The following is a 22,010-nucleotide window of genomic DNA, read 5'->3' as shown; positions in this document are numbered from 1 at the left end:
AATACAGCTTCTGCGGTTTCTTCGAATCCGTGGCAGTTGCGCTATTGCCGCACTCGAGCAATGGCACCTTCGCTTTCCCCCGGCGGCGCCAGCCGCTTAACGCAGACTTCTAGGGTTTTTCATGACGCGCTACATCTTCGTCACGGGTGGTGTTGTTTCTTCATTGGGGAAAGGCATCGCCTCGGCTTCATTGGCGGCCATCCTGGAGGCGCGGGGCCTGAAGGTCACGATGCTCAAGCTTGACCCTTACATCAACGTCGATCCGGGCACCATGAGCCCGTTCCAGCACGGTGAGGTGTTCGTCACCCACGACGGCGCCGAAACCGATCTCGATCTGGGGCACTACGAGCGGTTTATCCGCACCCGTATGACCCAGAACAACAACTTCACCACCGGTCGCGTCTACGAAGACGTGCTGCGCCGCGAGCGTCGGGGTGATTATCTGGGCGCGACCATCCAGGTCATTCCGCACATCACCGATGAGATCAAGCGTCGCATCATCAAGGGCGCCGGCGACGCCGACGTGGCCCTGGTGGAAGTCGGCGGCACCGTTGGCGACATCGAGTCGCAGCCGTTCCTCGAGGCAATTCGGCAGCTGCGCGTGGAAGTTGGTGCCAAGCGCGCCATGCTGATGCACCTGACGCTGGTGCCGTACATCGCCACCGCCGGCGAGACCAAGACCAAGCCGACCCAGCATTCGGTGAAGGAGCTGCGCTCCATCGGCCTGCAGCCTGACGTTCTGGTCTGCCGCTCCGATCGCGCGATCGATGTTTCTTCGCGCCGCAAAATCGCGCTGTTCACCAACGTTGAAGAGCGCGCGGTGATCAGCCTGCCGGACGCCGATACCATCTACAAGATCCCGGGCATCCTGCATGCTCAGGGCCTGGATGACTACGTCGTGGAACGTTTCGGCCTTGAGTGTCGCGGTGCCGATCTTTCCGAGTGGGACCGGGTGGTGGACGCCAAGCTGCATCCGGAAAAAGAAGTGACCATCGCCATGGTCGGCAAGTACATGGAACTTCTGGACGCCTACAAATCTCTGATCGAGGCAATGAGCCACGCTGGCATCCAGAGCCGTACAAAAGTGAACCTGCGCTATATCGACTCCGAAGACATCGAGAACCAGGGCACCGGCCTGCTGGAAGATGTCGACGCCATTCTGGTGCCGGGTGGCTTCGGTCTGCGCGGCGTCGAGGGCAAGATCGCAACGGTGCGTTATGCACGGGAGAACAAGATTCCGTATCTGGGCATCTGCCTGGGTATGCAGGTCGCGGTCATAGAGTTCGCTCGTGACGTTTTGGGCTGGTCTGACGCCAACTCCACCGAGTTCGACAAGGACAGTGGACACCCGGTAGTTGGTCTGATCACCGAGTGGGAAGACGCCAGCGGTGCCGTGGAAACCCGCAGTGATAACTCTGATCTGGGCGGCACCATGCGTCTTGGCGCTCAGGAATGCGGCCTCGAGGCTGGTTCCAAGGTATTCGAATGCTATGGCCAGGAGCGCATAGTCGAACGCCATCGTCATCGTTACGAAGTGAACAATAAGCTGTTGCCGCAGCTGCAGGCAGCGGGCCTGAAGATTACTGGGCGCTCCGGTGACGGCGCGCTGGTGGAAGTGGTCGAGGCGCCGGATCATCCCTGGTTCGTTGCTTGCCAGTTCCACCCTGAATTCACCTCTACGCCGCGTGACGGTCATCCGCTGTTTAGCGGTTTCGTCAAGGCGGCGCTGGAACACAAGGCGAACAAGGCATGAGCCAGAAGACCATCCGCGTAGGCAACATCGAGATCGCCAACGACAAGCCGTTCGTGCTGTTCGGTGGTATCAACGTCCTCGAATCACGTGATCTGGCGATGCAGGCCTGCGAAGAGTACGTGCGGGTCACCGAGAAACTCGGCATTCCCTACGTGTTCAAGGCCAGCTTCGACAAAGCCAATCGTTCGTCCATCACCTCGTTCCGCGGCCCGGGCCTGGAAGAGGGGATGAAGATCTTCGAGGAAGTGAAGAAGACCTTCGGCGTGCCGGTCATCACCGATGTGCACGAGCCCTGGCAGGCGCAGCCGGTTGCCGAAGTCTGCGACATCATCCAGCTGCCGGCTTTCCTCTCCCGACAGACCGATCTGGTAGTGGCGATGGCCAAGACCGGCGCGGTGATCAACATCAAGAAGGCCCAGTTCCTCGCGCCGCAGGAAATGAAGCACATCCTGAAGAAATGCGAAGAAGCCGGTAACGATCAGTTGATCCTCTGCGAGCGCGGCTCCTCCTTCGGCTACAACAATCTCGTAGTCGACATGCTCGGCTTCGGCATCATGAAGCAGTTCGAATACCCGGTGTTCTTCGATGTCACTCACGCTCTGCAGATGCCGGGTGGTCGCGCCGACTCGGCGGGTGGTCGTCGTGCCCAGGTGACCGATCTGGCCAAGGCCGGCCTGTCCCAAGGCCTGGCCGGGCTGTTCCTCGAAGCGCACCCCGATCCGGACAACGCCAAGTGCGACGGCCCGTGTGCTTTGCGTCTGAACAAGCTCGAGCCTTTCCTCACCCAGCTCAAGCAGCTGGATGATCTCGTCAAGAATTTCCCGCCAATCGAAACTGCTTGAAGCCTTGCAGCTATCTACGGAGTGTTAACAACAATGGCAAAGATCGTCGACATCAAGGGGCGTGAGGTTCTCGATTCCCGTGGTAACCCCACCGTGGAAGCCGACGTGATCCTGGACAACGGCATCATCGGTAGCGCCTGCGCGCCGTCCGGTGCATCCACCGGTTCCCGCGAGGCTCTGGAACTGCGCGATGGCGACAAGAGCCGTTACCTGGGCAAGGGCGTACTGACCGCCGTGGCCAACGTAAACGGCCCGATCCGTGACCTGCTGTTGGGCAAGGATCCGCTCGATCAGAAGGCGCTGGATCAGGCGATGATCGAGCTTGACGGTACGGAGAACAAGGGCAAGCTGGGTGCCAATGCCATCCTCGCCGTATCCCTGGCCGCTGCCAAGGCTGCTGCTCAGGCGAAGGGCGTGCCGCTGTACGCGCACATTGCCGACCTGAACGGCACTCCGGGCGTCTACTCCATGCCGGTACCGATGATGAACATCATCAACGGCGGCGAGCATGCCGACAACAACGTCGACATCCAGGAATTCATGGTCCAGCCGGTCGGCGCCAAGACCTTCGCCGACGCGCTGCGCATGGGCGCGGAGATCTTCCATCATCTGAAGGCCGTGCTGAAGGCTCGTGGTCTGAGTACCTCCGTGGGTGATGAGGGTGGTTTCGCACCTAACCTGGCTTCCAACGAGGACGCCCTTGCCGCTATCGCCGAAGCTGTGGCCAATGCCGGCTACAAGCTGGGCGACGACGTCACCCTGGCTCTGGATTGCGCTTCCTCCGAGTTCTTCAAGGACGGCAAGTACGACCTGGCAGGCGAAGGCAAGGTGTTTGACGCGACCGGATTTGCCGACTACCTGGCCGGTCTGAGCCAGCGCTATCCGATCATCTCCATCGAAGACGGTATGGACGAGTCCGACTGGGCTGGCTGGAAGGTGCTGACCGACAAGATCGGCGATAAGGTCCAGCTAGTCGGTGACGACCTGTTCGTTACCAACACCAAGATCCTCAAGCGCGGCATCGACGAGAAGATCGGTAACTCGATCCTGATCAAGTTCAACCAGATCGGCTCGCTGACCGAAACGTTGGAAGCCATCCAGATGGCCAAGGCCGCCGGTTATACCGCGGTGATTTCGCACCGTTCCGGTGAGACCGAAGACAGCACCATTGCCGACCTGGCTGTGGGTACTGCCGCTGGTCAGATCAAGACCGGTTCGCTGTGCCGCTCGGACCGCGTGTCGAAGTACAACCAGCTGCTGCGTATCGAAGAGCAGCTGGCCGGCAAGGCACCCTACAAGGGCCGTGCCGAATTCCGCGGCTGATCCGCGGCATTTAAAAAAGGGCGGCGCGAGTCGCCCTTTTTTGTTTCAATCGGTACTGTGCATCCCGCCAATTGCCGGTCGTACGCGAATACCCCGGTGTTTGCTAATACCTGAACTACAGCCGAAGTCGTTTCATGCCCGCTATGCGTCGCCCTTACTGGTTGTTCGTCGTACTGCTACTGCTTCTTGGCGGTCTGCAGTACCGCCTGTGGGTGGGCGAAGGCAGCCTGGCGCAAGTCAGCAGCCTGAACAAGCAAATTGCCGATCAGCAGGGTGAAAACGAACGGCTTTTGGAGCGTAACCGGATCCTCGAGGCCGAGGTCCGGGAGCTGAAGCAGGGCATGGAGACCGTCGAAGAACGTGCCCGCCAGGAGCTCGGCATGGTCAAAGAGGGCGAGACCCTCTATCAGCTGATCGAATGATCGTCCGCACACAGCCCGCCTTCTGGGTCGTCATCCCCGCTGCCGGAGTTGGCAGCCGCATGCGTGCCGACCGCCCGAAACAATACCTACAGTTGGGCGGACGCAGCATCATCGAACACACCCTCGATTGCTTTCTCGATCACCCCGCGCTAGCTGGGGTAGCGGTCTGTATCGCCTCTGATGATCCCTACTGGCCGAATCTGCGCTATGCAAACGACGGTCGGATCCAGCGTGCGCCGGGTGGCCGAGAGCGCTGTGATTCGGTCCTCAACGGTTTGCGGCAGCTTGGTGAACTAGGCGCGAATGAGCATGACTGGGTGCTGGTGCATGATGCGGCACGCCCCAATCTTGCGCGTGCTGACCTGGACAAACTCCTGACCGAACTGGCCGACGACCCGGTTGGCGGCCTGCTGGCTGTGCCTGCCCGGGACACGCTGAAGCGGGTCGGGCCGGACGGTCGGGTCATCGAAACGGTTGATCGCAGTGTCATCTGGCAGGCGTTCACGCCGCAGATGTTCCGGCTGGGTATGTTGCGCAGTGCCCTCGAAGCGGCGCTCGAGGCAGGCGTGCTGGTTACTGACGAGGCCTCGGCGCTGGAATGGGCCGGACACTTGCCGAAGGTGATTGAAGGGCGGGCCGACAATCTGAAGGTCACACGGCCCGAAGATCTCGAATGGCTGGCGCAGCGTTGGAGTGCCGGTCGCTCGCATTGAAAGCGGGCAGGGGTTGCCTGCCCGCATGCTCCATCAGAACCGATAGATCGCTGCCGCTCCCGTGGCGGTGGGCATGCGTTCGGTTGGCACCACGACCACGTCTCCGCCTTGCTCAAGCGTCCAGATCGTCAGCTCATCGAGCAGGTCGGGGGTATTGACGTCGCCCTCTGATGCAGGTGTCGCCGTTCCATCATTTTTATCGACGTGTCCCGGAATCCGCCGCTCGGCCTCCACCAGCAGCGTGGCCACCCGGCCCTGCCGTGTAGCCTGGCCTATGTGGTCCAGGTGGTCGGAGGCCAGGCCCTGGCCATGGGATGCGCCGAACTGGTCGAGCAGCCCTTCTAGGCGCTTGAGATAGCGCGGTTGCATCACCATCCAGCTTTTGCTCCGCAACTCTTCGATGCTGAGTGCGTGCTGACCCATTTCGATGCCTTCAGGCAGCAGGTTCGGGTTATGGCTGAGGCGGCGAAAATGCGGCTGTTGCTCTGGCAGGGCAGCGAGGATCAGTGGCAGGCCAGAAGGCTTGGAGTGATGCTCTAGGATGGCCCGGTCAACCTCGCGGAAATAGCGATCGCGATCACGATCGATTTCGGCCTGCTTGCCGCTGCCGCCAGCCTCCACCTGCATTGGATCGCCACGTTCACTGGCGCGACTATAGCCCTGTGGGAAGCCACTCTGGCCTTTCTCGGTGAGGTCACTGCCCAGGGCATCGGCAAGCGTCCTCGGCACGGCCTCGTTGAGCTTCACCTCATCGAGCGCGTCACGGTTACCTTCAAATAGGCGGACCGAGTCACGCGACAGGCAAAGAATTTGGTAACGATCAGCCGATTGCGCGATGCGCACCAGCGGCTTGAGGTGCATGCGCGAGTTGGCTACGGCCATCTCCGGCACGCTGCGTTGCAGTCGATAGACCTGAAAGTAGTCCTTCGCGGCAAAGGCGGCGAGCCCGTCGAGGTTGTGGTTCCAGAAATCGTTGTTGTCGATCAGTGCGTAGAGCGGCGCGAGCAGAGCAGATGCTTGGTCGCCGTGCCCTTGTTGCTTGAGGGCGTCTTCCAGTTGCCTGACCAGGTGTTTGAAGCGGATCGGGTCTTGCTGACGTTCCGGAAAGCTGCGGTGAGTGGGCTGATAGACGGACAGGCAGGGCCCGTCGCGTTTTGCCAGCAGCTTGGTAAGAGTTTCGCGATCGAGCAGTCGGTTCATGCGTGGCCTCCAGTAGCGGTGGTTCGGTCCCTCGCAAAAATGTCGATGGCACACTCAATGGCCATCGAGGTCAGGTCAATGGCGGTTGAGCTTGTCTAGGGCATGACCCAGCGCGTGGTTCAGCTTCTCCGCTGCACCATTGATTGCCAGGTCCAGCGTCTCGGCTTTGTGTGTAGCCGAAATGGGGTCGTGACCCTTGACTCGCGCTTCCATCTGGCAGCGCTTGTCCTGTGGCCCGCTCTTGTTACTGTTTTGGTCGTTGAGATGTACCTCGACGCGGGTCAGATGATCATCGAAACGTTCGAGCTCGGTTTCCACCGTCGCCTTGATCCGGTCTTCAAGATCACTGGTAACACTGATGCTGTGGTTGCTGTTAACCAGAACCTGCATGGCTTCCTCCTCATTGCAGCGCTGCACCCTTCGCAGCTCAGACGGCTCGAAGAGCTGCAGCTACACAAGGTACGACGTGGGGGAGTCAGGCGGGTTCCGCCTCCGGCCTGGCCTCGGACGCGCGGTTCAAGTCCCGTTCAGCTTGGGCTGCCTGCATACTCGTGGCGCCTGGCAAGGCCGTCCTTGAGTGTCTCCACGAGCAGGCGCACCTTTGGCAGCGGATAGCGTCGCTGCGGATACACGGCCCAGACCGCGGTATCTGGTGGTTGATTAGCCTCCAGCACGGACACCAGTTCGCCGCGTTGCAGCGGGCCTTGCACGTAGTAATCCGGCAGCTGGCAGAGGCCAAAGCCGCGCAGTGCGGCATCCAGCACTGCTTCGCCGCTGTTGCAGCGCCAGTTGCCGCTGGGCTTGAAATGCTGCTCGCGCCCTGCGACCTGAAAAGACCAGACGTCACTCGTACCGATCAGGCAATTGTGCCGCGCCAGTTCGGATAGCGTATGTGGTCGGCCGTAGCGCTCCAGGTAGCTGGGTGCGGCGCACAGGTACATGGCCCGTGGCGCGATCCGCGTGGCCACTAGGCGGGACTCGCCGAGTTTGCCCAGGCGAATGGCCAGGTCATAGCCCTCTTGCACCAGATCGAGAGTGCGGTTGGTCAGCTCGATATCGACCCGCAGCTGCGGGTGTCTTGCCATGAACTCGTTCACCAGCGGCACGATGAAACGCTCGCCATAGGCGACGGCTGCGGTCATGCGCAACAACCCGGTGGGGGCACTGTGCAGATCGCTGATGGCGAGGAATGCCTCGTCACGCTCCTCGATCAAACGCTGACAGCGGGCAAAGAACGTATGCCCGGCCTCGGTCAGCGAGACGCGGCGGGTGGTGCGATAGAGCAGACGCGCCTGCAGGCGCTCTTCGAGGCGGGCGATCTGTCGGCTGACATGGGATGACGAGACGCGCAGGCGCTCCGCGGCACGCATGAAGCTGCCGCATTCTGCGACCGCGACGAATTCGTCGAGGCCTTCCCAGCGATTCATGGCACCTCCGGTTAACGAATGAGCAGATCTGATCGAAAGAGGTGGCAAAGCCTAGCGCCGAATGTGCAGATTGTCCCTATGCAGCAATAATGTTTTCCAGAATCGTCAGTTAATCCCTGTTTAGTCGTGAATTACACTCCTGACTTTCCCAGTCACATCGAGAGTGATGTCCATGACCATCAAGTCGCGCGCCGCCGTTGCCTTCGGCCCCAACCAGCCCCTGCAGATCGTGGAAGTGGACGTCGCGCCGCCCAAGGCCGGCGAAGTGCTGGTCCGTATTGTTGCCACCGGGGTCTGTCATACCGATGCGTACACCCTCTCGGGCGAGGACTCAGAAGGTGTGTTTCCGTGCATTCTCGGTCACGAGGGCGGGGGCATCGTCGAAGCGGTTGGTGAAGGCGTTACCTCGGTTGCCGTCGGCGATCACGTGATCCCGCTGTATACCGCCGAATGCCGCGAGTGCAAGTTCTGCAAATCCGGTAAAACCAACCTGTGCAGCTCCGTGCGCGCGACTCAGGGCAAGGGGCTGATGCCGGACGGCACCACGCGCTTCAGCTACCAGGGCGAGCCGATCTACCACTACATGGGCTGTTCGACTTTCTCCGAATACACCGTGCTGCCTGAAGTTTCGGTGGCGAAGATTCCGAAAGAGGCGCCGCTGGAAAAGGTCTGTTTGCTGGGTTGCGGCGTCACCACCGGGATTGGCGCGGTGCTCAACACCGCCAAGGTGGAAGAGGGCGCCACGGTGGCGATCTTCGGTCTGGGCGGCATCGGCCTGGCGGCGATCATCGGCGCGAAGATGGCGAAGGCCAGCCGGATCATCGCCATCGACATCAACCCGAGCAAGTTCGCCATCGCCGAGGAGCTGGGCGCGACCGACTTCGTCAATCCGAAGGATTACGACAAGCCGATCCAGGAAGTCATCGTCGAGATGACCGATGGCGGCGTGGACTATTCCTTCGAGTGCGTCGGCAACGTGCAGCTGATGCGCGCGGCGCTGGAGTGCTGCCACAAGGGTTGGGGCGAGTCGACCATCATTGGTGTCGCCGGTGCCGGGCAGGAAATCAGCACCCGTCCGTTCCAGCTGGTCACTGGGCGCGTCTGGCGCGGTTCGGCGTTCGGCGGCGTGAAGGGCCGCACCGAGCTGCCGAGCTACGTGGAGAAGGCGCAGAGCGGCGAGATTCCGCTGGATACCTTCATCACCCACAACCTGCCGCTGGACAAGATCAACGAGGCGTTCGACCTGATGCATGAAGGCAAGAGCATCCGTACCGTCATCCACTTCTAATCCCATGGGTGGATGCGCCTTCGCTGAATGGTGTATCCACCTCGACTGGTGGGAGCCCGTGCGGTTTCCACCGCGCGCGAGGCCCGTTCATGACCCTTGAAATCGTTTCCAGCAACAAGAGCTTCGGCGGCTGGCACAAGCGTTACCGTCACCGTTCCAGCAGCCTGAACTGCGACATGATCTTCGCCGTGTACCTGCCACCGCAGGCGGAGCAGGGCGAAAAGCTGCCGGTGCTGTATTGGCTGTCCGGACTGACCTGCACGGACGAGAACTTCATGCAGAAGGCCGGCGCGCTGCGTCTGGCGGCCGAGCTTGGTCTGATCATCGTGGCGCCGGACACCAGCCCGCGCGGAGCAGGCGTGCCGGACGATCCCGACGGCGCATGGGACTTTGGCCTGGGTGCCGGCTTCTACCTAAACGCCACTCAGCAACCCTGGGCGCAGCACTATCGGATGTACGACTATGTCGTCGAGGAATTGCCGGCACTGGTGGAGGCCAATTTCCCCGTTTCCGATAGTCGCGGTATCAGCGGCCACTCCATGGGAGGCCACGGTGCGCTGATCTGCGCGCTGAAGAATCCGGGCCGTTATCGGTCCGTCTCGGCCTTTGCCCCGATCACCAATCCGCTCAATTGTCCCTGGGGCGAAAAGGCGTTCAGCCGCTATCTGGGCGAGGATCGTTCACGCTGGCGCGAGTGGGATGCCTGCGTGTTGATCGCCGATGCCGATGAAAAACTGCCGATACTGGTCGATCAGGGTGATCGCGACGATTTCATGGAGGGGCAGCTCAAGCCGCAGGCGTTACAAGCAGCCGCGGCTACGGCCGGTCACCCGCTTACGCTGCGCATCCAGCCGGGCTACGACCACAGCTACTACTTCATCGCCAGCTTCATCGACGATCATCTGCGCCATCATGCGCAGGCGCTGAAAGCGTAGGGTGGATGACGGCGAAGCCTCATCCACGGGCTGGATTCGGCTCGCCTGCCCGTCAACACGGCGCAGCTTCAGGCACGGCGTTTTCCGTGTGCGTATGGGGACGAGCGCAGTAGTTAGCCAGAAATAAAAAAGGCCCAACCGGTCTCCCGGTCGGGCCTTCCGTCGCAAGGAGCTAGAGCGACGGATAATCGGTATAGCCAACCGGGCCCTGGGCGTAGAACAGCTCAGGCTTGGGCTCGTTCAGCGGCGCGTCCTGGCGCAGGCGCTCGACCAGATCCGGATTGGCGATGTACGGAATCCCGAACGCGACCGCATCGGCCTTGCCTTCGGCCAGCCAGGCATTGGCCTGCTCTTTGGTGAAGCGCTCGTTGGCGATGTAGACGCCACCGAAGATTTCTTTCAGTTGCGGTCCCAGGCTGTCTTCACCGGCTTTTTCGCGAGTGCAGATAAAGGCGATGCCGCGCTTGCCCAGCTCGCGAGCGACGTAGCCGAAGGTTTCCGCACGGTTGGAATCGCCCATGTCATGGGAATCGGCACGCGGCGCCAGATGCACGCCGACACGACCGGCGCCCCACACGGAAATGGCGGCATCGGTTACTTCGAGCATCAGTCGCGCACGGTTTTCCAGCGAGCCACCGTAGGTATCGCTGCGCTGGTTGGTATTGTCCTGCAGGAACTGGTCGAGCAGGTAGCCATTCGCGCCATGGATTTCCACGCCGTCGAAACCAGCCTCCTTGGCGTTCTCCGCCCCCTTGCGGTAGGCCTCGACGATGCCCGGGATTTCATTGGTTTCCAGGGCACGAGGTGTTTCGTAATCCTTCATCGGGCGAACCAGGCTGACGTGGCCGGCCGGTTTGATGGCGCTCGGTGCGACTGGCAGCTGGCCATCCAGATAGATCGGATCGGAGATACGGCCAACATGCCACAGCTGCAGCACGATCTTGCCGCCTTTGGCATGCACCGCGTCGGTGACTTTCTTCCAGCCCTGAACCTGCTCGGACGACCAGATGCCGGGGGTGTCCGGGTAGCCGACGCCCATCGGCGTGACCGAGGTGGCTTCGCTGATGATCAGGCCAGCATCTGCGCGCTGGGCGTAGTACTCGGCAATCAGAGCGCCGGGTATGCGGCCGGGCTCTGCGCGGCAGCGCGTCAGCGGCGCCATGATGACGCGGTTGTTCAGTTCCAGATCGCCGATCTTGATCGGGTCGAAAAGTGTGGGCATAGCAATACCGCTCCTTTACTGGTGGTGCGAAACAGGGCTTAGAGGTTCTGGCCGATGCGCTGGACAAAGGACTGGATGACCTCGTCGTTACGCTTGAAGAAATGCCACTGGCCGACCTTCTGGCTGGTAATCAAACCCGCTTTCTGCAGGGTCGTCAGATGGGCCGACACGGTTGATTGCGACAGCCCGGCGCGTTGGTCGATCTGTCCGGCACAGACGCCGTTCTCCAGCGAGTGGTGCTGTTCTGCGAAGAACCGCTGCGGCTCCTTGAGCCAGCGCAGGATGTCACGGCGCAACGGGTGGGCTAGGGCCTTGATGATGTCGTCGAAATCGTCCGGCATGGGATGGTTCTGGGCTGTATATCGGAATGAGGCGAACTATATATCGCTATTTTGCGATATCGGATCGATTCGGCTGATGGTGCTTATCGGTGGTGTCGATGATCGGACGCGGTCGCGCGAGCCCCTCAAGCAGCGGTTGGCTCCTGTAGAATCGCTGCCTCTAGATTTTCCAAGGTGTTTCATCTATGCGTATCGGCCACGGTTACGACGTGCATCGCTTCGGCGAGGGCGATCACATCACGCTTGGCGGTGTGAGGATTCCACACAGGTTCGGGCTGCTGGCGCATTCCGACGGTGACGTACTGCTGCACGCCCTGAGCGACGCACTGCTGGGAGCCGCGGCGCTGGGCGATATCGGCAAGCACTTCCCGGATACCGACCCGCAGTTCAAGGGTGCCGACAGCCGTGTGCTACTGCGCCATGTGCTGGTTCAGGTTCAGGCCAAGGGATATGTGGTCGGCAATGTCGACGCCACCATCATCGCCCAGGCGCCGAAGATGGCACCGCACATTGAAAGCATGCGTGCATTGATCGCTGATGACCTGCAGATTGAGCTGGACCAGGTCAACGTCAAGGCTACCACCACGGAAAAGCTTGGCTTCACCGGACGCGAGGAGGGGATCGCCGTTCACGCGGTTGCCTTGCTGGTCCGCGCATGACTGAAGACCAACTGCTCGGGCCGCGTGCCCACGGCGAACCCTGCGGCAGCGCGGTGCTGAAGGCTGTCGCGGAGGATTTCCAGGTCGACGAGGTGCTGGACATCCCGCTGTCGGGGGAGGGGGAACACCTCTGGCTCTGGGTGGAAAAGCGCAACCTGAATACCGAGGAAGCCGCCAAACGCATCGCCCGCACCGCCGGCGTGCCGCTGAAGATGATCAGCTACGCCGGGTTGAAGGATCGGCAAGCGCTCACGCGCCAGTGGTTCAGCCTGCATTTACCGGGCAAGGCCGACCCTGATCTTGCCGCCGCCGAAAACGACAGCCTGACAGTCCTCAAACGCACCCGACATCAACGCAAGCTGCAGCGTGGCGCGCACTCGGCCAATGGCTTCCGGCTGCGCCTGACTGCGCTGCAGGGCGACCACGCCGAACTCGATGCACGACTGGAGCGGATCAAGGCCCACGGTGTGCCGAACTACTTCGGCCTGCAGCGTTTCGGCTATGAAGGAGGCAACCTGCACGGCGCGCGCGAGTTCGCCGCCAGAGGCGAACTGCCCGTGCAGCGCAACCTGCGCTCGCGTCTGCTATCGGCCGGGCGCAGCTATCTGTTCAATCGCGTACTGGCCCAGCGCGTTGCCGACGGCGACTGGGCTCAGGCGAAGGTAGGTGACCTGCTGGCGTTCACCGACAGCCGCAGTTTCTTTCCCGCCGGCGAAGCGGAGTGCAGCGACCCGCGCCTGGCGATCCTCGACCTTCATCCCACCGGGCCATTATGGGGCGATGGCGGCTCGCCCGCGGGCGCCGAGATCCAGGCGCTCGAGGATGCAGTGGCTGCAAATGGAGGCGCGATCGCCAATTGGTTGGCGCAAGCAGGAATGAAGCACGAACGGCGCATTCTTCGCCTCCCCATCCACGGTTTGTCGTGGCATTATCCCGGGCCTGACATTCTGCAACTGGAATTCGTCCTGCCGACCGGATGCTTCGCCACCGCCATGGTGCGTGAGCTGGTCAGCCTGGCAGGGCAGACGGACATCTGATGCGTATTCTGATCGCCAACGACGACGGGGTGTATGCACCCGGGCTCGCCGCGCTTTATGACGCGCTGGCTGACTATGCCGAGTGCAAGGTGGTAGCCCCGATCCAGGACATGAGTGGCGCCAGCAGCGCCCTTACCCTGGACCGCCCGCTTCATCCGGTAAGCATGCCGAACGGCTTCATTGGCCTGAACGGTTCGCCCACCGATTGCGTGCACCTGGGCCTCAACGGATTGCTCGAGGAAACGCCCGAGATGGTGGTTTCGGGCATCAACCTGGGCGCCAATCTAGGCGACGACGTGCTGTATTCCGGGACGGTCGCCGCAGCCATTGAAGGACGCTTTACCGGGCGCCCCGCATTCGCTTTTTCGCTGGTTTCGCGCTCGACGGAAAACCTGCCGACCGCCGCGCATATCGCGCGCCTGCTGGTGGAAAAGCACGACCAGCTCGAGTTGCCGCCGCGCACCGTGCTCAGCGTCAACGTGCCGAACCTGCCGCTCGACCACATTCGTGGCATCCGGCTCACCCGTCTCGGTCATCGCAGTCGCGCCAAACCGCCGGTCAAGCAAGCCAATCCGCGCGGCAAGGAAGGCTACTGGATATCGGTGGCCGGCGATGTCGAAGACGGCGGGCCGGGTACCGATTTTCATGCAGTGATGCAGGGCTACGTATCGATCACGCCACTGCAGCTGGATCGAACCTTTCACGAGGCCTTTGGCGGCCTTGAGAGCTGGCTGGAGGACGTGCTGTGAGACATCGCGGACAAGACAGCCTGCTGCATGGCTCGGGAATGACGTCGCAGCGCACCCGTGACCGTTTGATCCAGCGCCTCTATGAGGAAGGGCTGTCCAGCGCCCAGGTCCTGGAAGTCATTCGTCGCACGCCGCGTCATCTGTTCGTCGACGAAGCGCTGGCGCACCGCGCCTATGAAGACACCGCGCTGCCGATTGGGCATAACCAGACCATTTCCCAGCCGTTCATGGTCGCGCGCATGAGCGAACTGCTGCTGGCCGACGGCCCCCTCGACAAAGTGCTCGAGATCGGCACCGGCTCCGGTTACCAGACCGCCGTGCTGGCACAACTGGTCGAGCGGGTGTTCTCGGTCGAGCGCATCCAGGCGTTGCAGGACCGCGCCAAGGAGCGCTTGGTCGAACTCAAGCTGCGTAATGTGGTCTTTCGCTGGGGCGATGGTTGGGAGGGCTGGCCTGCACTGGCGCCTTACAACGGCATCATCGTCACCGCAGCGGCAGCCGATGTGCCGCAGGCCTTGCTCGATCAGTTGGCGCCCGGTGGGCGTCTGGTGATTCCGGTGGGTGCCGGCGAGGTCCAGCAACTCATGCTGATCATTCGAGAGGAGAACGGCTTTTCGCGCCATCTTCTGGATACCGTACGTTTCGTGCCGCTGCTCAATGGACCCGTGATTTGATCATTCAGCGGAAGGAAGCATGAAGAACGCTTTGTTGTTGTACGCCAAAGGCATGGCCATGGGCGCGGCGGACGTGGTGCCCGGTGTCTCGGGCGGTACCGTGGCGTTTATCACCGGTATCTACGATGAGTTGTTGCGCTCGATCAGTGCGGTGCCTTATGCCGTCCGCCCGTTGCTGCGGGGGCGCATTGCCGAGGCGTGGAAGACCGCCAATGGCAGCTTTCTGCTGGTGTTGTTCGCCGGCATCCTGACCAGCGTCCTCAGCCTGGCCAGGTTGATTACCTTCCTGCTGGAGGAGCACCCGATACCTGTATGGTCTTTCTTCTTCGGCTTGATCCTGGTGTCCGTGCACCTGGTGAGCAAGGAAATACAGCGCCGTAATCTGTCACGCCTGGTCAGTTTCTGCCTGGGTATCGCTTTTGCCTACTGGATCACCGTAGCCGCTCCAGTGCAGTGGGGCAGCAGCAGCCTGAGCCTGTTCTTCGCCGGCGCCATCGCCATCTGCGCGATGATCCTGCCGGGCATCTCCGGCAGCTTCATTCTGGTGCTGCTGGGGCTATATCCGGTGGTACTGGGGGCGGTGAAGAGTTTCGATCTCGGCGTGATGGCGATCTTCGCTGCCGGATGCCTGGTAGGTCTGCTGAGCTTTGCCAAATTCCTCAGCTGGTTGCTCAAGGAGTGGCGCGATCTGACCCTGGCGTTTCTCACCGGATTGATGCTGGGTTCGTTGAACAAGGTTTGGCCGTGGAAGGAAACGCTGACCTGGCGCACCAACTCCAGCGGCGAGAACGTTCCGGTGCTGCAGCAGAACCTGCTGCCAGGTGCCTATGCCGATCTCACCGGTCAGGATCCGCAGCTGCTGGCAGCGGTGTTGCTGGCAGTCGGCGGTATCGTTCTGGTACTGGGGCTGGAGTGGTTTGCCGGTCGGCGTCAGCCGATGGCGGAAGGCGCCTGACGCACTTGTCTATGAAAGGGAGCGGGCATTGAGGCTCACAGCAGTACCGCAGTGGATTCGCGACCCCATGGTCCGTTCGATGCTCGGCATTCTGGTGATTACCGGAACGCTGGTTGGCTGTGCCTCGTCTCCGCAGGGTGGAGGCGTGCAGGTTGTCGACCGCAATCAGCGCGACCGCGTCACCAGTGGCCAGTACATCGTGCGTCGAGGTGACACGCTCTGGTCTATCGCATTCCGCTTCGGTTGGGATTGGCGTGAGCTGGCTCGGGTAAATGGCATCCAGCCGCCGCACGTGATCTATCCGGGGCAAAAGATTCGTTTCGATGGCGGCTCATCGCGCGCCGCCTCCGCTGCGCCGAGACCAGCACCTCAAACCACTCCGGCGCCCGCGCCTTCCGCTCCAGTGGTGGTCGCCACGCCTGTGCCACGTCAGCCGGCCATTACCACGCCTTCAAGTCCGCCCCCGGCATCCCCTCCGGCGAGCACTCAGGTGACGCCTGTTACCCGTTCGGCAAGCGGCTGGGCATGGCCGGCGAATGGCACGATCATCGGTCGATTCTCGTCAAACGGTAGTTTGAATAAAGGAATTGATATCGCCGGGGAATTGGGACAGCCTGTCTTGGCTGCTTCTGATGGGACTGTTGTGTACGCCGGCAGTGGATTACGGGGTTACGGCGAACTTGTGATCATCAAGCACAGCGATACCTATGTAAGCGCCTACGGACACAACCGCAGGCTGCTGGTGCGGGAGGGCCAACAAGTCAAGGCTGGGCAAAGTATTGCCGAGATGGGATCGACGGGAACCGACCGGGTGAAGCTGCATTTCGAAATTCGTCGCCAGGGTAAACCCGTAGACCCGCTGCAATATCTGCCAAGACGTTGACCTGTCGCCTGCCTGTTCCAGCACTAGGTTAGGCTTGAGCGTAGCCAAGGACCCGCGTCGCTTGGGCCTGTTGTCGAACTCGGAACAGGACAAGAATAAAATGGCACTTAAAGACCAAGCGCTGGAGTTTGACGTCGACGATGCGGTTCTGCTCATGGAAGCGCCCATCCACTTCGACCAGGAACACAAGCTGGCCAAGACTGCCCCCGTGGGCAGGCCAAAGGCCGCATCCAGCACCAGACAGCACAAGTTTATCGACTACAACCGGGCTCTGGATGCAACCCAGTTGTACCTCAACGAAATCGGTTTCTCCCCCCTCCTGACCCCCGAAGAAGAAGTGCATTTCGCGCGCCTCGCGCAGAAAGGCGATCCGGCGGGGCGCAAACGGATGATCGAAAGCAACCTGCGCCTGGTGGTGAAGATCGCGCGGCGTTACGTCAACCGCGGCCTCTCGCTGCTCGATCTGGTCGAGGAGGGCAATCTTGGGCTGATTCGCGCGGTCGAGAAATTCGACCCCGAGCGCGGCTTCCGTTTCTCCACCTATGCCACCTGGTGGATCCGGCAGACCATCGAACGGGCCATCATGAATCAGACCCGGACGATCCGGTTGCCGATCCATGTGGTCAAGGAGTTGAACGTCTACCTGCGGGCGGCGCGCGAATTGACGCAGAAGCTTGACCATGAGCCCAGCCCTGAGGAAATCGCCAATTTGCTGGAGAAGCCGGTCGGTGAGGTCAAGCGCATGCTGGGGCTCAACGAGCGCGTCACCTCAGTGGACGTATCGCTCGGGCCGGATACGGACAAGACGCTGCTGGATACCCTTACCGATGATCGTCCGACCGACCCCTGTGAGTTGCTGCTGGACGATGATCTGTCCAACAGCATCGATCAATGGCTGTCGGACCTCTCCGAGAAGCAGCGCGAGGTGGTGATTCGGCGCTTCGGCCTGCGCGGCCACGAAGCCTCGACACTGGAGGAGGTAGGGCAGGAGATCGGGCTGACCCGCGAGCGCGTCCGCCAGATTCAAGTTGAGGCCCTGCGACGTCTTCGCGAGATATTGGAGCGTAACGGCTTGTCGAGCGACGCGCTGTTCCAGTGACATTTTGTCGTCGGACCTGTTTATCAGGGCCGACGGCAATTGCCTTTTCCCCCTCGGTCGTCACCTCGCCACATCCATTCCTATTGGTCATTTGTGTCGATCCCTCGGCTTAATCCGCCGCGGTCGATTTTCGTCGTTGTCCTGTTTCCGTGTACGCATTTGCTTACAAGCGTTGTAAGTAAAGCTAACCATATCGCTGTGGAGACAGGCGATTTCGGTTTTGGAGCTTTTATAACCTTATGATTTGCAACGGTATTTAGCGAAGAGCAGGACGCGCGTTGCGGCGCTGCGTCCGCAAGCCACAGCTTGTTGTCGCCATGCCGATCATTAATATCGCACCCGTGCTCAGGGATTAGCACGGCCTTCAGGACGAAGGTCAGGGACCGCCGCAGGAAGCGGTGTCATCCAGGAAGATGAGAAGGGATACAGGGAACAAGGAAGGAGGCGGGCGGGGTCAACCCCGCCCCTTTTTTTTGCCCGCAAGAAACTCCCGCTGAACCGAGTGGCCAAGCCGCAGCCTAATAGGGACAGTTCTCAGCGGAGTATGAAAAATGAATGGCGATCAGCACCACGACCAGCCAAGCGAAGAGCGCGACGATGTCGCCCGTCAGCCGGACGAAGCTGATGAAGATCAGCTTGACGAAGCAATCGAAGAAACCTTTCCAGCCAGCGATCCGATATCGCCCTGATCACTCGCAGGAGCAATCAGGGTCAGCCCTCAACTGTACGCATCAGCAGCGCAGGCATGATATGCCTGCGTAACAGCGGCGCCACGTCTTCCCTCGTGCAGGGCGCCAGTTCAAGCCAGCTCATTTCTTCCAGTTCTGCCTGCACCTTCACCGGATGGGGCAGTCGACCCATGAATACGTCCGCCTCCACCTGGTGCCCCGGCTCATTAGCCGCCGGTGCCCGAAAGTGCCCGAGGGCTTCCAGATTAGTCTCGTCGAGCCTTAGGTCAAGCTCCTCGTGGAGCTCACGCTGGAGCGTCTGAAGTGGTGTTTCACCTACTTCGGCCTTGCCACCGGGAAGCATGAAGAAGCGGGTTCCACGTTTGCGTACCACTAGGATGCGCCCGCGTTCGTCGAACAGGCAGGCGACGGCGATGGTCAGGGTTGCAGCTGGCATGGGCATCATCCTTCGGTCATTGAGCAGGGCGATCAGTGCCTTGCTTCGTCGATAACGGCTCAGTCGGTCGGCAAGCGTATCCGGCAGTCGGTCCGTCTTGACGAAGCCCAACCGCGTATAGAAATCCAGTAGCTCCGGTTTGCAGAACAGCCAGACAGGCCCATCGCAGGACGCCAACACTTCGCGGACAAGCTGCGCGCCGACGCCGCAGTTGCGCTCCGCCGGGGTGACCAACAAGCCTGTTAGGAAATGCCCATCGGCCACCGGTGTCAGGCACAGCCCGCCCACGATCGCGCCGCGCCGCGCCACCCAGCAGGTTGCTTCAGGGCGTACGCGGTTACGGCTGTTGTGGGCACGATAGAACCTCACTAGCAGTGGCTGCAGGGCTTGAGGAAGCGGCGAATAGTCGAGAGGCATGGCCGGTCGGGCTGTTTTCGGGGCCGCTAGTCTAGCGCTTGATTTGCCAGCACCAAACTTCCCGCTTGTGAGCAGTGCCGTTTGTCCGCTCGCTGCATCTTTTCCGTCGTCCAGGCGCTCTCACCCTTAGCGCCTCCAACGACAGGAATAACAACATGTTGGATCTATTGATCGTGCTCGCCTTCGTCTTTTACGGCCTGTCAGCGGGCATGCGTGCGCGCAGCAAAGCCTCGCAGAGCCTGCATGAATACTTTCTCGCCGGACGGACCATCAAAGGCTGGCGTGCCGGCGTCTCGATGTCTGCCACGCAGTTCGCCGCGGATACGCCGTTGCTGGTCAGTGGTCTCGTCGCTACCGCGGGCGTGTTTGCACTCTGGCGGTTGTGGATTTACGGGCTGGCGTTCCTCTTACTGGCCTGGGTCTTCGCTTCAGGGTGGCGCCGTGCCGGTGTGCTCACTGATGCCGAACTCACGCGGGTGCGTTACAGCGGCCCCGCGGTGGTGCCGCTGCGGCTGTTCAAGGCCATTTATTACGGCACCGTGATCAACTGCGTGGTGCTGGCGATGGTACTGGTGGCCGCCATCCGCATTGCTGAAGTATTCCTGCCCTGGCATGAGTGGCTGCCTGGCGGGGCCTACGAGGTGATCATGGGGGCGGTCGAGTCCAGCGGGATTCGCCTGGGCGAGAGTATCAGCGGGCTCGATCAGCTGACGACCAGCACCAACAACCTGATCTCCATCCTGCTGATCCTGACCTTTACCGCCATGTATTCGATTACTGGCGGCTTGCGCGCAGTAGTTCAGACCGACGTTATGCAGTTCAGCGTAGCTATGCTCGGTACGCTGGCCTACGCATGGTTCGTAGTCGATGCTGCGGGTGGTCTGGGCGGTCTTACGGATCGCATCGTTGAGCTGTATGGCAGCGAGCAGGCGGCCAAAATGCTTTCGTTCGCACCACCAAGCAATGCGGGGGAGGCGCTCATGCCGTTCTTGGTGATTGTCGGTTTGCAGTGGCTGTTCCAGATGAATTCGGACGGCACCGGCTACCTGGCACAGCGCAGCATGGCCTGCCCGACCGATCGCGAAGCGCGGATTGCGGGCCTGGTGTTCACCTGGCTGCAGATCTTCCTGCGCAGCCTGTTCTGGCTGGCGATCGCCATCGGCTTGCTGGTGCTCTATCCGTTCAGCCCTGAAGAAATGAACGGCGAGGGCTTCACGGCTGCCCGCGAGGCACTGTTCGTTACCGGCATCGATGAGCTGCTACCGCCGGGCTTCCGCGGGCTGATGCTGGTGGGCCTGTTGGCCGCGTTGGCGTCAACGGTCGATACACACCTGAACTGGGGGGCGTCGTACTGGAGCAATGACGTCTACGGCGGCGTGGTTGCGCCGAAGCTGCTCAAGCGCAAGCCGAAGGACAAGGAGCTGGTGCTGGTCGCACGTCTATCCAACGTGCTCATCCTGCTGATCGCGATGGTGATCATGGCGAACCTCGGGTCGATCCAGACGGCGTGGTTCATTTCGCTGCTGTTCGGCGCGGGCATGGGCTCGGTGCTGGTGCTGCGCTGGTTGTGGGAGCGTATCAATCTGTATTCCGAGCTGACCGCGATGGTCGCATCCCTGATAACAGCGCCGTTGCTGCTCTACTTCCTCGGCACGGATCCGGAGCGGGAGTGGATTCGTCTGGGCATCATGTCGCTGGTCACGTGCACCGCTGCAATTCTGGTCAGCTATATCACGCCTCCTACAGACGAGCAGACGCTGGATCGCTTCTACCGCAGGGTTCGTCCGTTCGGCTTCTGGGGCAAGACCGCCATGCGCTGCGGTGTAACGCGCCGCGAATCGCTCAAGGCCCTGGGCGTGAGGCTGTTTGCCGTGGCTGTGACTGCCTTGTCCGTGTTCACGCTACTGATCGGTGTGGGCCGGCTGCTGTTTCCGCAGCCAGGCGGTAGCGCGGCCCTGGCGTGGACATGCATCGCGATTGGAATGGCATTGATGCCGGTATGGATGTATCTCGCATTCAGCCGTTACTTCGATGATCAGCACGAAGAAGATACGCTCGAATTACAGTCAGAGCGCGCTGATGTTGCAGTCTGATATTGGTTATGGTTGATATTTATATAAATTGATAGTTAAAAATTGAGGTGGCAATTTAATATCGGAAAGCGATGAAAAATGATATCAAGGCAATATTGTATGTATACATAAAATGATAAGAATCATCGGATTAGATCATTTTTCTATAGTTTTTCATGAAATACGGGTCATTCGTCGATTCTTTGGGCAACCATTTCTTTTGCATGCTTGTCTCAGGACTACGCATAGTTATTGCGTATTTCAAACAAGCATAAAAGCAGAGGTGCCGTCATGAACCGACTATTCAAAACTTCATTGATGATTGCCGCAATGCTCCCGGCTATTGCCGGCGCGGCCCCGATGAGCGGTGACAAGGAAATTACCCTGGGTGGTGCGGGGAGCAGTGACAAGGATTTCGACGATACTGTTTTCTCCGTGCAGGGCAGTTGGGGGCAATACCTTAGTGAGTCGTCCCTCTGGGGTGTAAGGCAAACTATCAATGCACGAGACAGTGAAGGCGAGAGTGTCAAGTTCGATGGCTCGACACGTGTCTTCTACGATTATCACTTTGGCACAGGCAAGGCGCGGCCCTTCATTGGCGCGAGCGTTGGCGGCGTCTACGGTGATCGGGTTGACGAAACCTTCATGGCGGGGCCGGAAATCGGCTTCAAGTACTGGATTCAGGACAAGACATTCATTACCGCCATGGCGGAATACCAGTTCCTGTTCAAGAGCGGCAGCGATGCGCAGGATCGTTATGACGACGGCGTGTTCCTCTACAGTATCGGTATTGGCTTCAACTACTGATCCAAGCGTGCGCGGTGCCCTTCGTGGCATCGCGCATATTCAACTGCTTTCTTCGGTAAGCGCCGTT

The 22,010-nt window shown here is 60.7% G+C and carries 23 protein-coding genes; 17 read left to right on the top strand and 6 right to left on the bottom strand.

Annotation, left to right across the window (positions count from 1 at the left end):
• Positions 1-121: 121 nt before the first annotated feature.
• The 5 genes from pyrG to ispD all read left to right on the top strand — a co-directional run bounded on the left by pyrG (position 122) and on the right by ispD (position 5,053).
• Positions 122-1,753: a CTP synthase gene (pyrG, locus tag UIB01_RS13970; protein WP_038661618.1), complete on the top strand. Its 1,632-nt coding sequence runs from the start codon at positions 122-124 to the stop codon at positions 1,751-1,753.
• Entirely contained in the window at positions 1,750-2,595 is an 846-nt protein-coding gene (gene kdsA, locus UIB01_RS13965) for a 3-deoxy-8-phosphooctulonate synthase (RefSeq protein WP_038661615.1), read from the top strand. Before pyrG ends, kdsA begins: the two co-directional genes overlap by 4 nt.
• Positions 2,596-2,628: 33 nt before the next feature.
• Complete coding sequence (gene eno, locus UIB01_RS13960; protein WP_038661613.1) at positions 2,629-3,918, top strand: phosphopyruvate hydratase; 1,290 nt, start codon at positions 2,629-2,631, stop codon at positions 3,916-3,918.
• A 143-nt stretch (positions 3,919-4,061) separates the two neighbouring features.
• On the top strand, positions 4,062-4,340 hold the full coding sequence (gene ftsB, locus UIB01_RS13955; RefSeq protein ID WP_038661610.1) for a cell division protein FtsB: 279 nt from the start codon (positions 4,062-4,064) through the stop codon (positions 4,338-4,340).
• A complete protein-coding gene (gene ispD, locus UIB01_RS13950; protein WP_038661606.1) occupies positions 4,337-5,053 on the top strand; it encodes a 2-C-methyl-D-erythritol 4-phosphate cytidylyltransferase in 717 nt (238 codons plus the stop codon). Before ftsB ends, ispD begins: the two co-directional genes overlap by 4 nt.
• A 33-nt stretch (positions 5,054-5,086) precedes the next feature.
• Here the strand turns inward: ispD and UIB01_RS13945 are convergent, their stop codons facing one another.
• The 3 genes from UIB01_RS13945 to UIB01_RS13935 form a co-directional block, all read right to left on the bottom strand.
• Positions 5,087-6,253 carry a baeRF3 domain-containing protein gene (locus UIB01_RS13945; protein ID WP_038661604.1) on the bottom strand — a complete coding sequence of 389 codons (1,167 nt, stop codon included), beginning with the start codon at positions 6,251-6,253 and terminating at the stop codon, positions 5,087-5,089.
• 75 nt (positions 6,254-6,328) lie between these two features.
• Complete coding sequence (locus tag UIB01_RS13940; protein WP_038661601.1) at positions 6,329-6,643, bottom strand: HPF/RaiA family ribosome-associated protein; 315 nt, start codon at positions 6,641-6,643, stop codon at positions 6,329-6,331.
• Positions 6,644-6,780: 137 nt separating this feature from the next.
• Positions 6,781-7,680, bottom strand: a complete 900-nt coding sequence (locus UIB01_RS13935; protein ID WP_038661598.1) for a LysR substrate-binding domain-containing protein — start codon at positions 7,678-7,680, stop codon at positions 6,781-6,783.
• A 172-nt stretch (positions 7,681-7,852) separates the two neighbouring features.
• On the opposite strand from UIB01_RS13935, the gene UIB01_RS13930 reads away from it, so the two are divergent.
• Together UIB01_RS13930 and fghA are read left to right on the top strand one after the other, a co-directional pair.
• Complete coding sequence (locus UIB01_RS13930) at positions 7,853-8,968, top strand: S-(hydroxymethyl)glutathione dehydrogenase/class III alcohol dehydrogenase (protein ID WP_038661595.1); 1,116 nt, start codon at positions 7,853-7,855, stop codon at positions 8,966-8,968.
• Between the two features lie 89 nt (positions 8,969-9,057).
• Positions 9,058-9,903 (top strand): S-formylglutathione hydrolase, encoded by an 846-nt coding sequence (fghA, locus tag UIB01_RS13925; RefSeq protein WP_038661592.1) that lies wholly within the window; start codon positions 9,058-9,060, stop codon positions 9,901-9,903.
• A gap of 172 nt (positions 9,904-10,075) precedes the next feature.
• Here the strand turns inward: fghA and UIB01_RS13920 are convergent, their stop codons facing one another.
• Positions 10,076-11,125: an alkene reductase gene (locus UIB01_RS13920; protein ID WP_038661588.1), complete on the bottom strand. Its 1,050-nt coding sequence runs from the start codon at positions 11,123-11,125 to the stop codon at positions 10,076-10,078.
• A gap of 38 nt (positions 11,126-11,163) precedes the next feature.
• A complete protein-coding gene (locus UIB01_RS13915) occupies positions 11,164-11,466 on the bottom strand; it encodes an ArsR/SmtB family transcription factor (RefSeq protein ID WP_038661585.1) in 303 nt (100 codons plus the stop codon).
• Between the two features lie 185 nt (positions 11,467-11,651).
• On the opposite strand from UIB01_RS13915, the gene ispF reads away from it, so the two are divergent.
• From ispF to UIB01_RS23255, 8 genes are all read left to right on the top strand, one after another.
• Positions 11,652-12,125, top strand: coding sequence for a 2-C-methyl-D-erythritol 2,4-cyclodiphosphate synthase (gene ispF / locus UIB01_RS13910; RefSeq protein ID WP_038661583.1), 474 nt, complete (start codon positions 11,652-11,654; stop codon positions 12,123-12,125).
• Positions 12,122-13,162 (top strand): tRNA pseudouridine(13) synthase TruD, encoded by a 1,041-nt coding sequence (gene truD / locus UIB01_RS13905; protein WP_038661580.1) that lies wholly within the window; start codon positions 12,122-12,124, stop codon positions 13,160-13,162. Before ispF ends, truD begins: the two co-directional genes overlap by 4 nt.
• Positions 13,162-13,911 (top strand): 5'/3'-nucleotidase SurE, encoded by a 750-nt coding sequence (gene surE, locus UIB01_RS13900; protein ID WP_038661577.1) that lies wholly within the window; start codon positions 13,162-13,164, stop codon positions 13,909-13,911. Before truD ends, surE begins: the two co-directional genes overlap by 1 nt.
• Positions 13,912-13,949: 38 nt before the next feature.
• Entirely contained in the window at positions 13,950-14,585 is a 636-nt protein-coding gene (locus UIB01_RS13895; protein ID WP_038665787.1) for a protein-L-isoaspartate(D-aspartate) O-methyltransferase, read from the top strand.
• Positions 14,586-14,604: 19 nt separating this feature from the next.
• Entirely contained in the window at positions 14,605-15,540 is a 936-nt protein-coding gene (locus UIB01_RS13890; RefSeq protein WP_038661574.1) for a polyprenyl-phosphate transporter, read from the top strand.
• A gap of 67 nt (positions 15,541-15,607) precedes the next feature.
• Positions 15,608-16,423, top strand: coding sequence for a peptidoglycan DD-metalloendopeptidase family protein (locus UIB01_RS22830; protein ID WP_038665784.1), 816 nt, complete (start codon positions 15,608-15,610; stop codon positions 16,421-16,423).
• 100 nt (positions 16,424-16,523) lie between these two features.
• Positions 16,524-17,522: an RNA polymerase sigma factor RpoS gene (rpoS, locus tag UIB01_RS13880; RefSeq protein ID WP_038665781.1), complete on the top strand. Its 999-nt coding sequence runs from the start codon at positions 16,524-16,526 to the stop codon at positions 17,520-17,522.
• Between the two features lie 551 nt (positions 17,523-18,073).
• Positions 18,074-18,211 (top strand): hypothetical protein, encoded by a 138-nt coding sequence (locus UIB01_RS23255; RefSeq protein WP_180983584.1) that lies wholly within the window; start codon positions 18,074-18,076, stop codon positions 18,209-18,211.
• Positions 18,212-18,233: 22 nt separating this feature from the next.
• Here UIB01_RS23255 and UIB01_RS13875 read toward each other — a convergent pair whose 3' ends face one another.
• Positions 18,234-19,064: a GNAT family N-acetyltransferase gene (locus UIB01_RS13875; protein ID WP_038661571.1), complete on the bottom strand. Its 831-nt coding sequence runs from the start codon at positions 19,062-19,064 to the stop codon at positions 18,234-18,236.
• Positions 19,065-19,219: 155 nt separating this feature from the next.
• Between UIB01_RS13875 and UIB01_RS13870 the strand changes: the two genes are divergently transcribed.
• Entirely contained in the window at positions 19,220-21,157 is a 1,938-nt protein-coding gene (locus UIB01_RS13870; protein WP_038661567.1) for a sodium:solute symporter family protein, read from the top strand.
• 270 nt (positions 21,158-21,427) lie between these two features.
• The gene (locus tag UIB01_RS13865) at positions 21,428-21,943 is read left to right on the top strand and encodes a hypothetical protein (protein ID WP_038661564.1); all 516 of its coding nucleotides are present in this window, start codon (positions 21,428-21,430) and stop codon (positions 21,941-21,943) included.
• Positions 21,944-22,010 lie beyond the last annotated feature (67 nt).

The sequence above is a fragment of the Stutzerimonas decontaminans genome, assembly GCF_000661915.1.
Classification (GTDB): Bacteria; Pseudomonadota; Gammaproteobacteria; order Pseudomonadales; family Pseudomonadaceae; genus Stutzerimonas; species Stutzerimonas decontaminans.
The sequence above is the reverse complement of the archived record's forward strand: the minus strand, read 5'-3'. Positions and strand labels throughout refer to the sequence as shown.

Coding starts and splice junctions, on each gene's coding strand:
- pyrG (WP_038661618.1), top strand. CDS start 122: ATGACGCGCTACATCTTCGTCACGGGTGGTGTTGTTTCTTCATTGGGG.
- kdsA (WP_038661615.1), top strand. CDS start 1,750: ATGAGCCAGAAGACCATCCGCGTAGGCAACATCGAGATCGCCAACGAC.
- eno (WP_038661613.1), top strand. CDS start 2,629: ATGGCAAAGATCGTCGACATCAAGGGGCGTGAGGTTCTCGATTCCCGT.
- ftsB (WP_038661610.1), top strand. CDS start 4,062: ATGCGTCGCCCTTACTGGTTGTTCGTCGTACTGCTACTGCTTCTTGGC.
- ispD (WP_038661606.1), top strand. CDS start 4,337: ATGATCGTCCGCACACAGCCCGCCTTCTGGGTCGTCATCCCCGCTGCC.
- UIB01_RS13945 (WP_038661604.1), bottom strand. CDS start 6,253: ATGAACCGACTGCTCGATCGCGAAACTCTTACCAAGCTGCTGGCAAAA.
- UIB01_RS13940 (WP_038661601.1), bottom strand. CDS start 6,643: ATGCAGGTTCTGGTTAACAGCAACCACAGCATCAGTGTTACCAGTGAT.
- UIB01_RS13935 (WP_038661598.1), bottom strand. CDS start 7,680: ATGAATCGCTGGGAAGGCCTCGACGAATTCGTCGCGGTCGCAGAATGC.
- UIB01_RS13930 (WP_038661595.1), top strand. CDS start 7,853: ATGACCATCAAGTCGCGCGCCGCCGTTGCCTTCGGCCCCAACCAGCCC.
- fghA (WP_038661592.1), top strand. CDS start 9,058: ATGACCCTTGAAATCGTTTCCAGCAACAAGAGCTTCGGCGGCTGGCAC.
- UIB01_RS13920 (WP_038661588.1), bottom strand. CDS start 11,125: ATGCCCACACTTTTCGACCCGATCAAGATCGGCGATCTGGAACTGAAC.
- UIB01_RS13915 (WP_038661585.1), bottom strand. CDS start 11,466: ATGCCGGACGATTTCGACGACATCATCAAGGCCCTAGCCCACCCGTTG.
- ispF (WP_038661583.1), top strand. CDS start 11,652: ATGCGTATCGGCCACGGTTACGACGTGCATCGCTTCGGCGAGGGCGAT.
- truD (WP_038661580.1), top strand. CDS start 12,122: ATGACTGAAGACCAACTGCTCGGGCCGCGTGCCCACGGCGAACCCTGC.
- surE (WP_038661577.1), top strand. CDS start 13,162: ATGCGTATTCTGATCGCCAACGACGACGGGGTGTATGCACCCGGGCTC.
- UIB01_RS13895 (WP_038665787.1), top strand. CDS start 13,950: ATGACGTCGCAGCGCACCCGTGACCGTTTGATCCAGCGCCTCTATGAG.
- UIB01_RS13890 (WP_038661574.1), top strand. CDS start 14,605: ATGAAGAACGCTTTGTTGTTGTACGCCAAAGGCATGGCCATGGGCGCG.
- UIB01_RS22830 (WP_038665784.1), top strand. CDS start 15,608: ATGGTCCGTTCGATGCTCGGCATTCTGGTGATTACCGGAACGCTGGTT.
- rpoS (WP_038665781.1), top strand. CDS start 16,524: ATGGCACTTAAAGACCAAGCGCTGGAGTTTGACGTCGACGATGCGGTT.
- UIB01_RS23255 (WP_180983584.1), top strand. CDS start 18,074: ATGAATGGCGATCAGCACCACGACCAGCCAAGCGAAGAGCGCGACGAT.
- UIB01_RS13875 (WP_038661571.1), bottom strand. CDS start 19,064: ATGCCTCTCGACTATTCGCCGCTTCCTCAAGCCCTGCAGCCACTGCTA.
- UIB01_RS13870 (WP_038661567.1), top strand. CDS start 19,220: ATGTTGGATCTATTGATCGTGCTCGCCTTCGTCTTTTACGGCCTGTCA.
- UIB01_RS13865 (WP_038661564.1), top strand. CDS start 21,428: ATGAACCGACTATTCAAAACTTCATTGATGATTGCCGCAATGCTCCCG.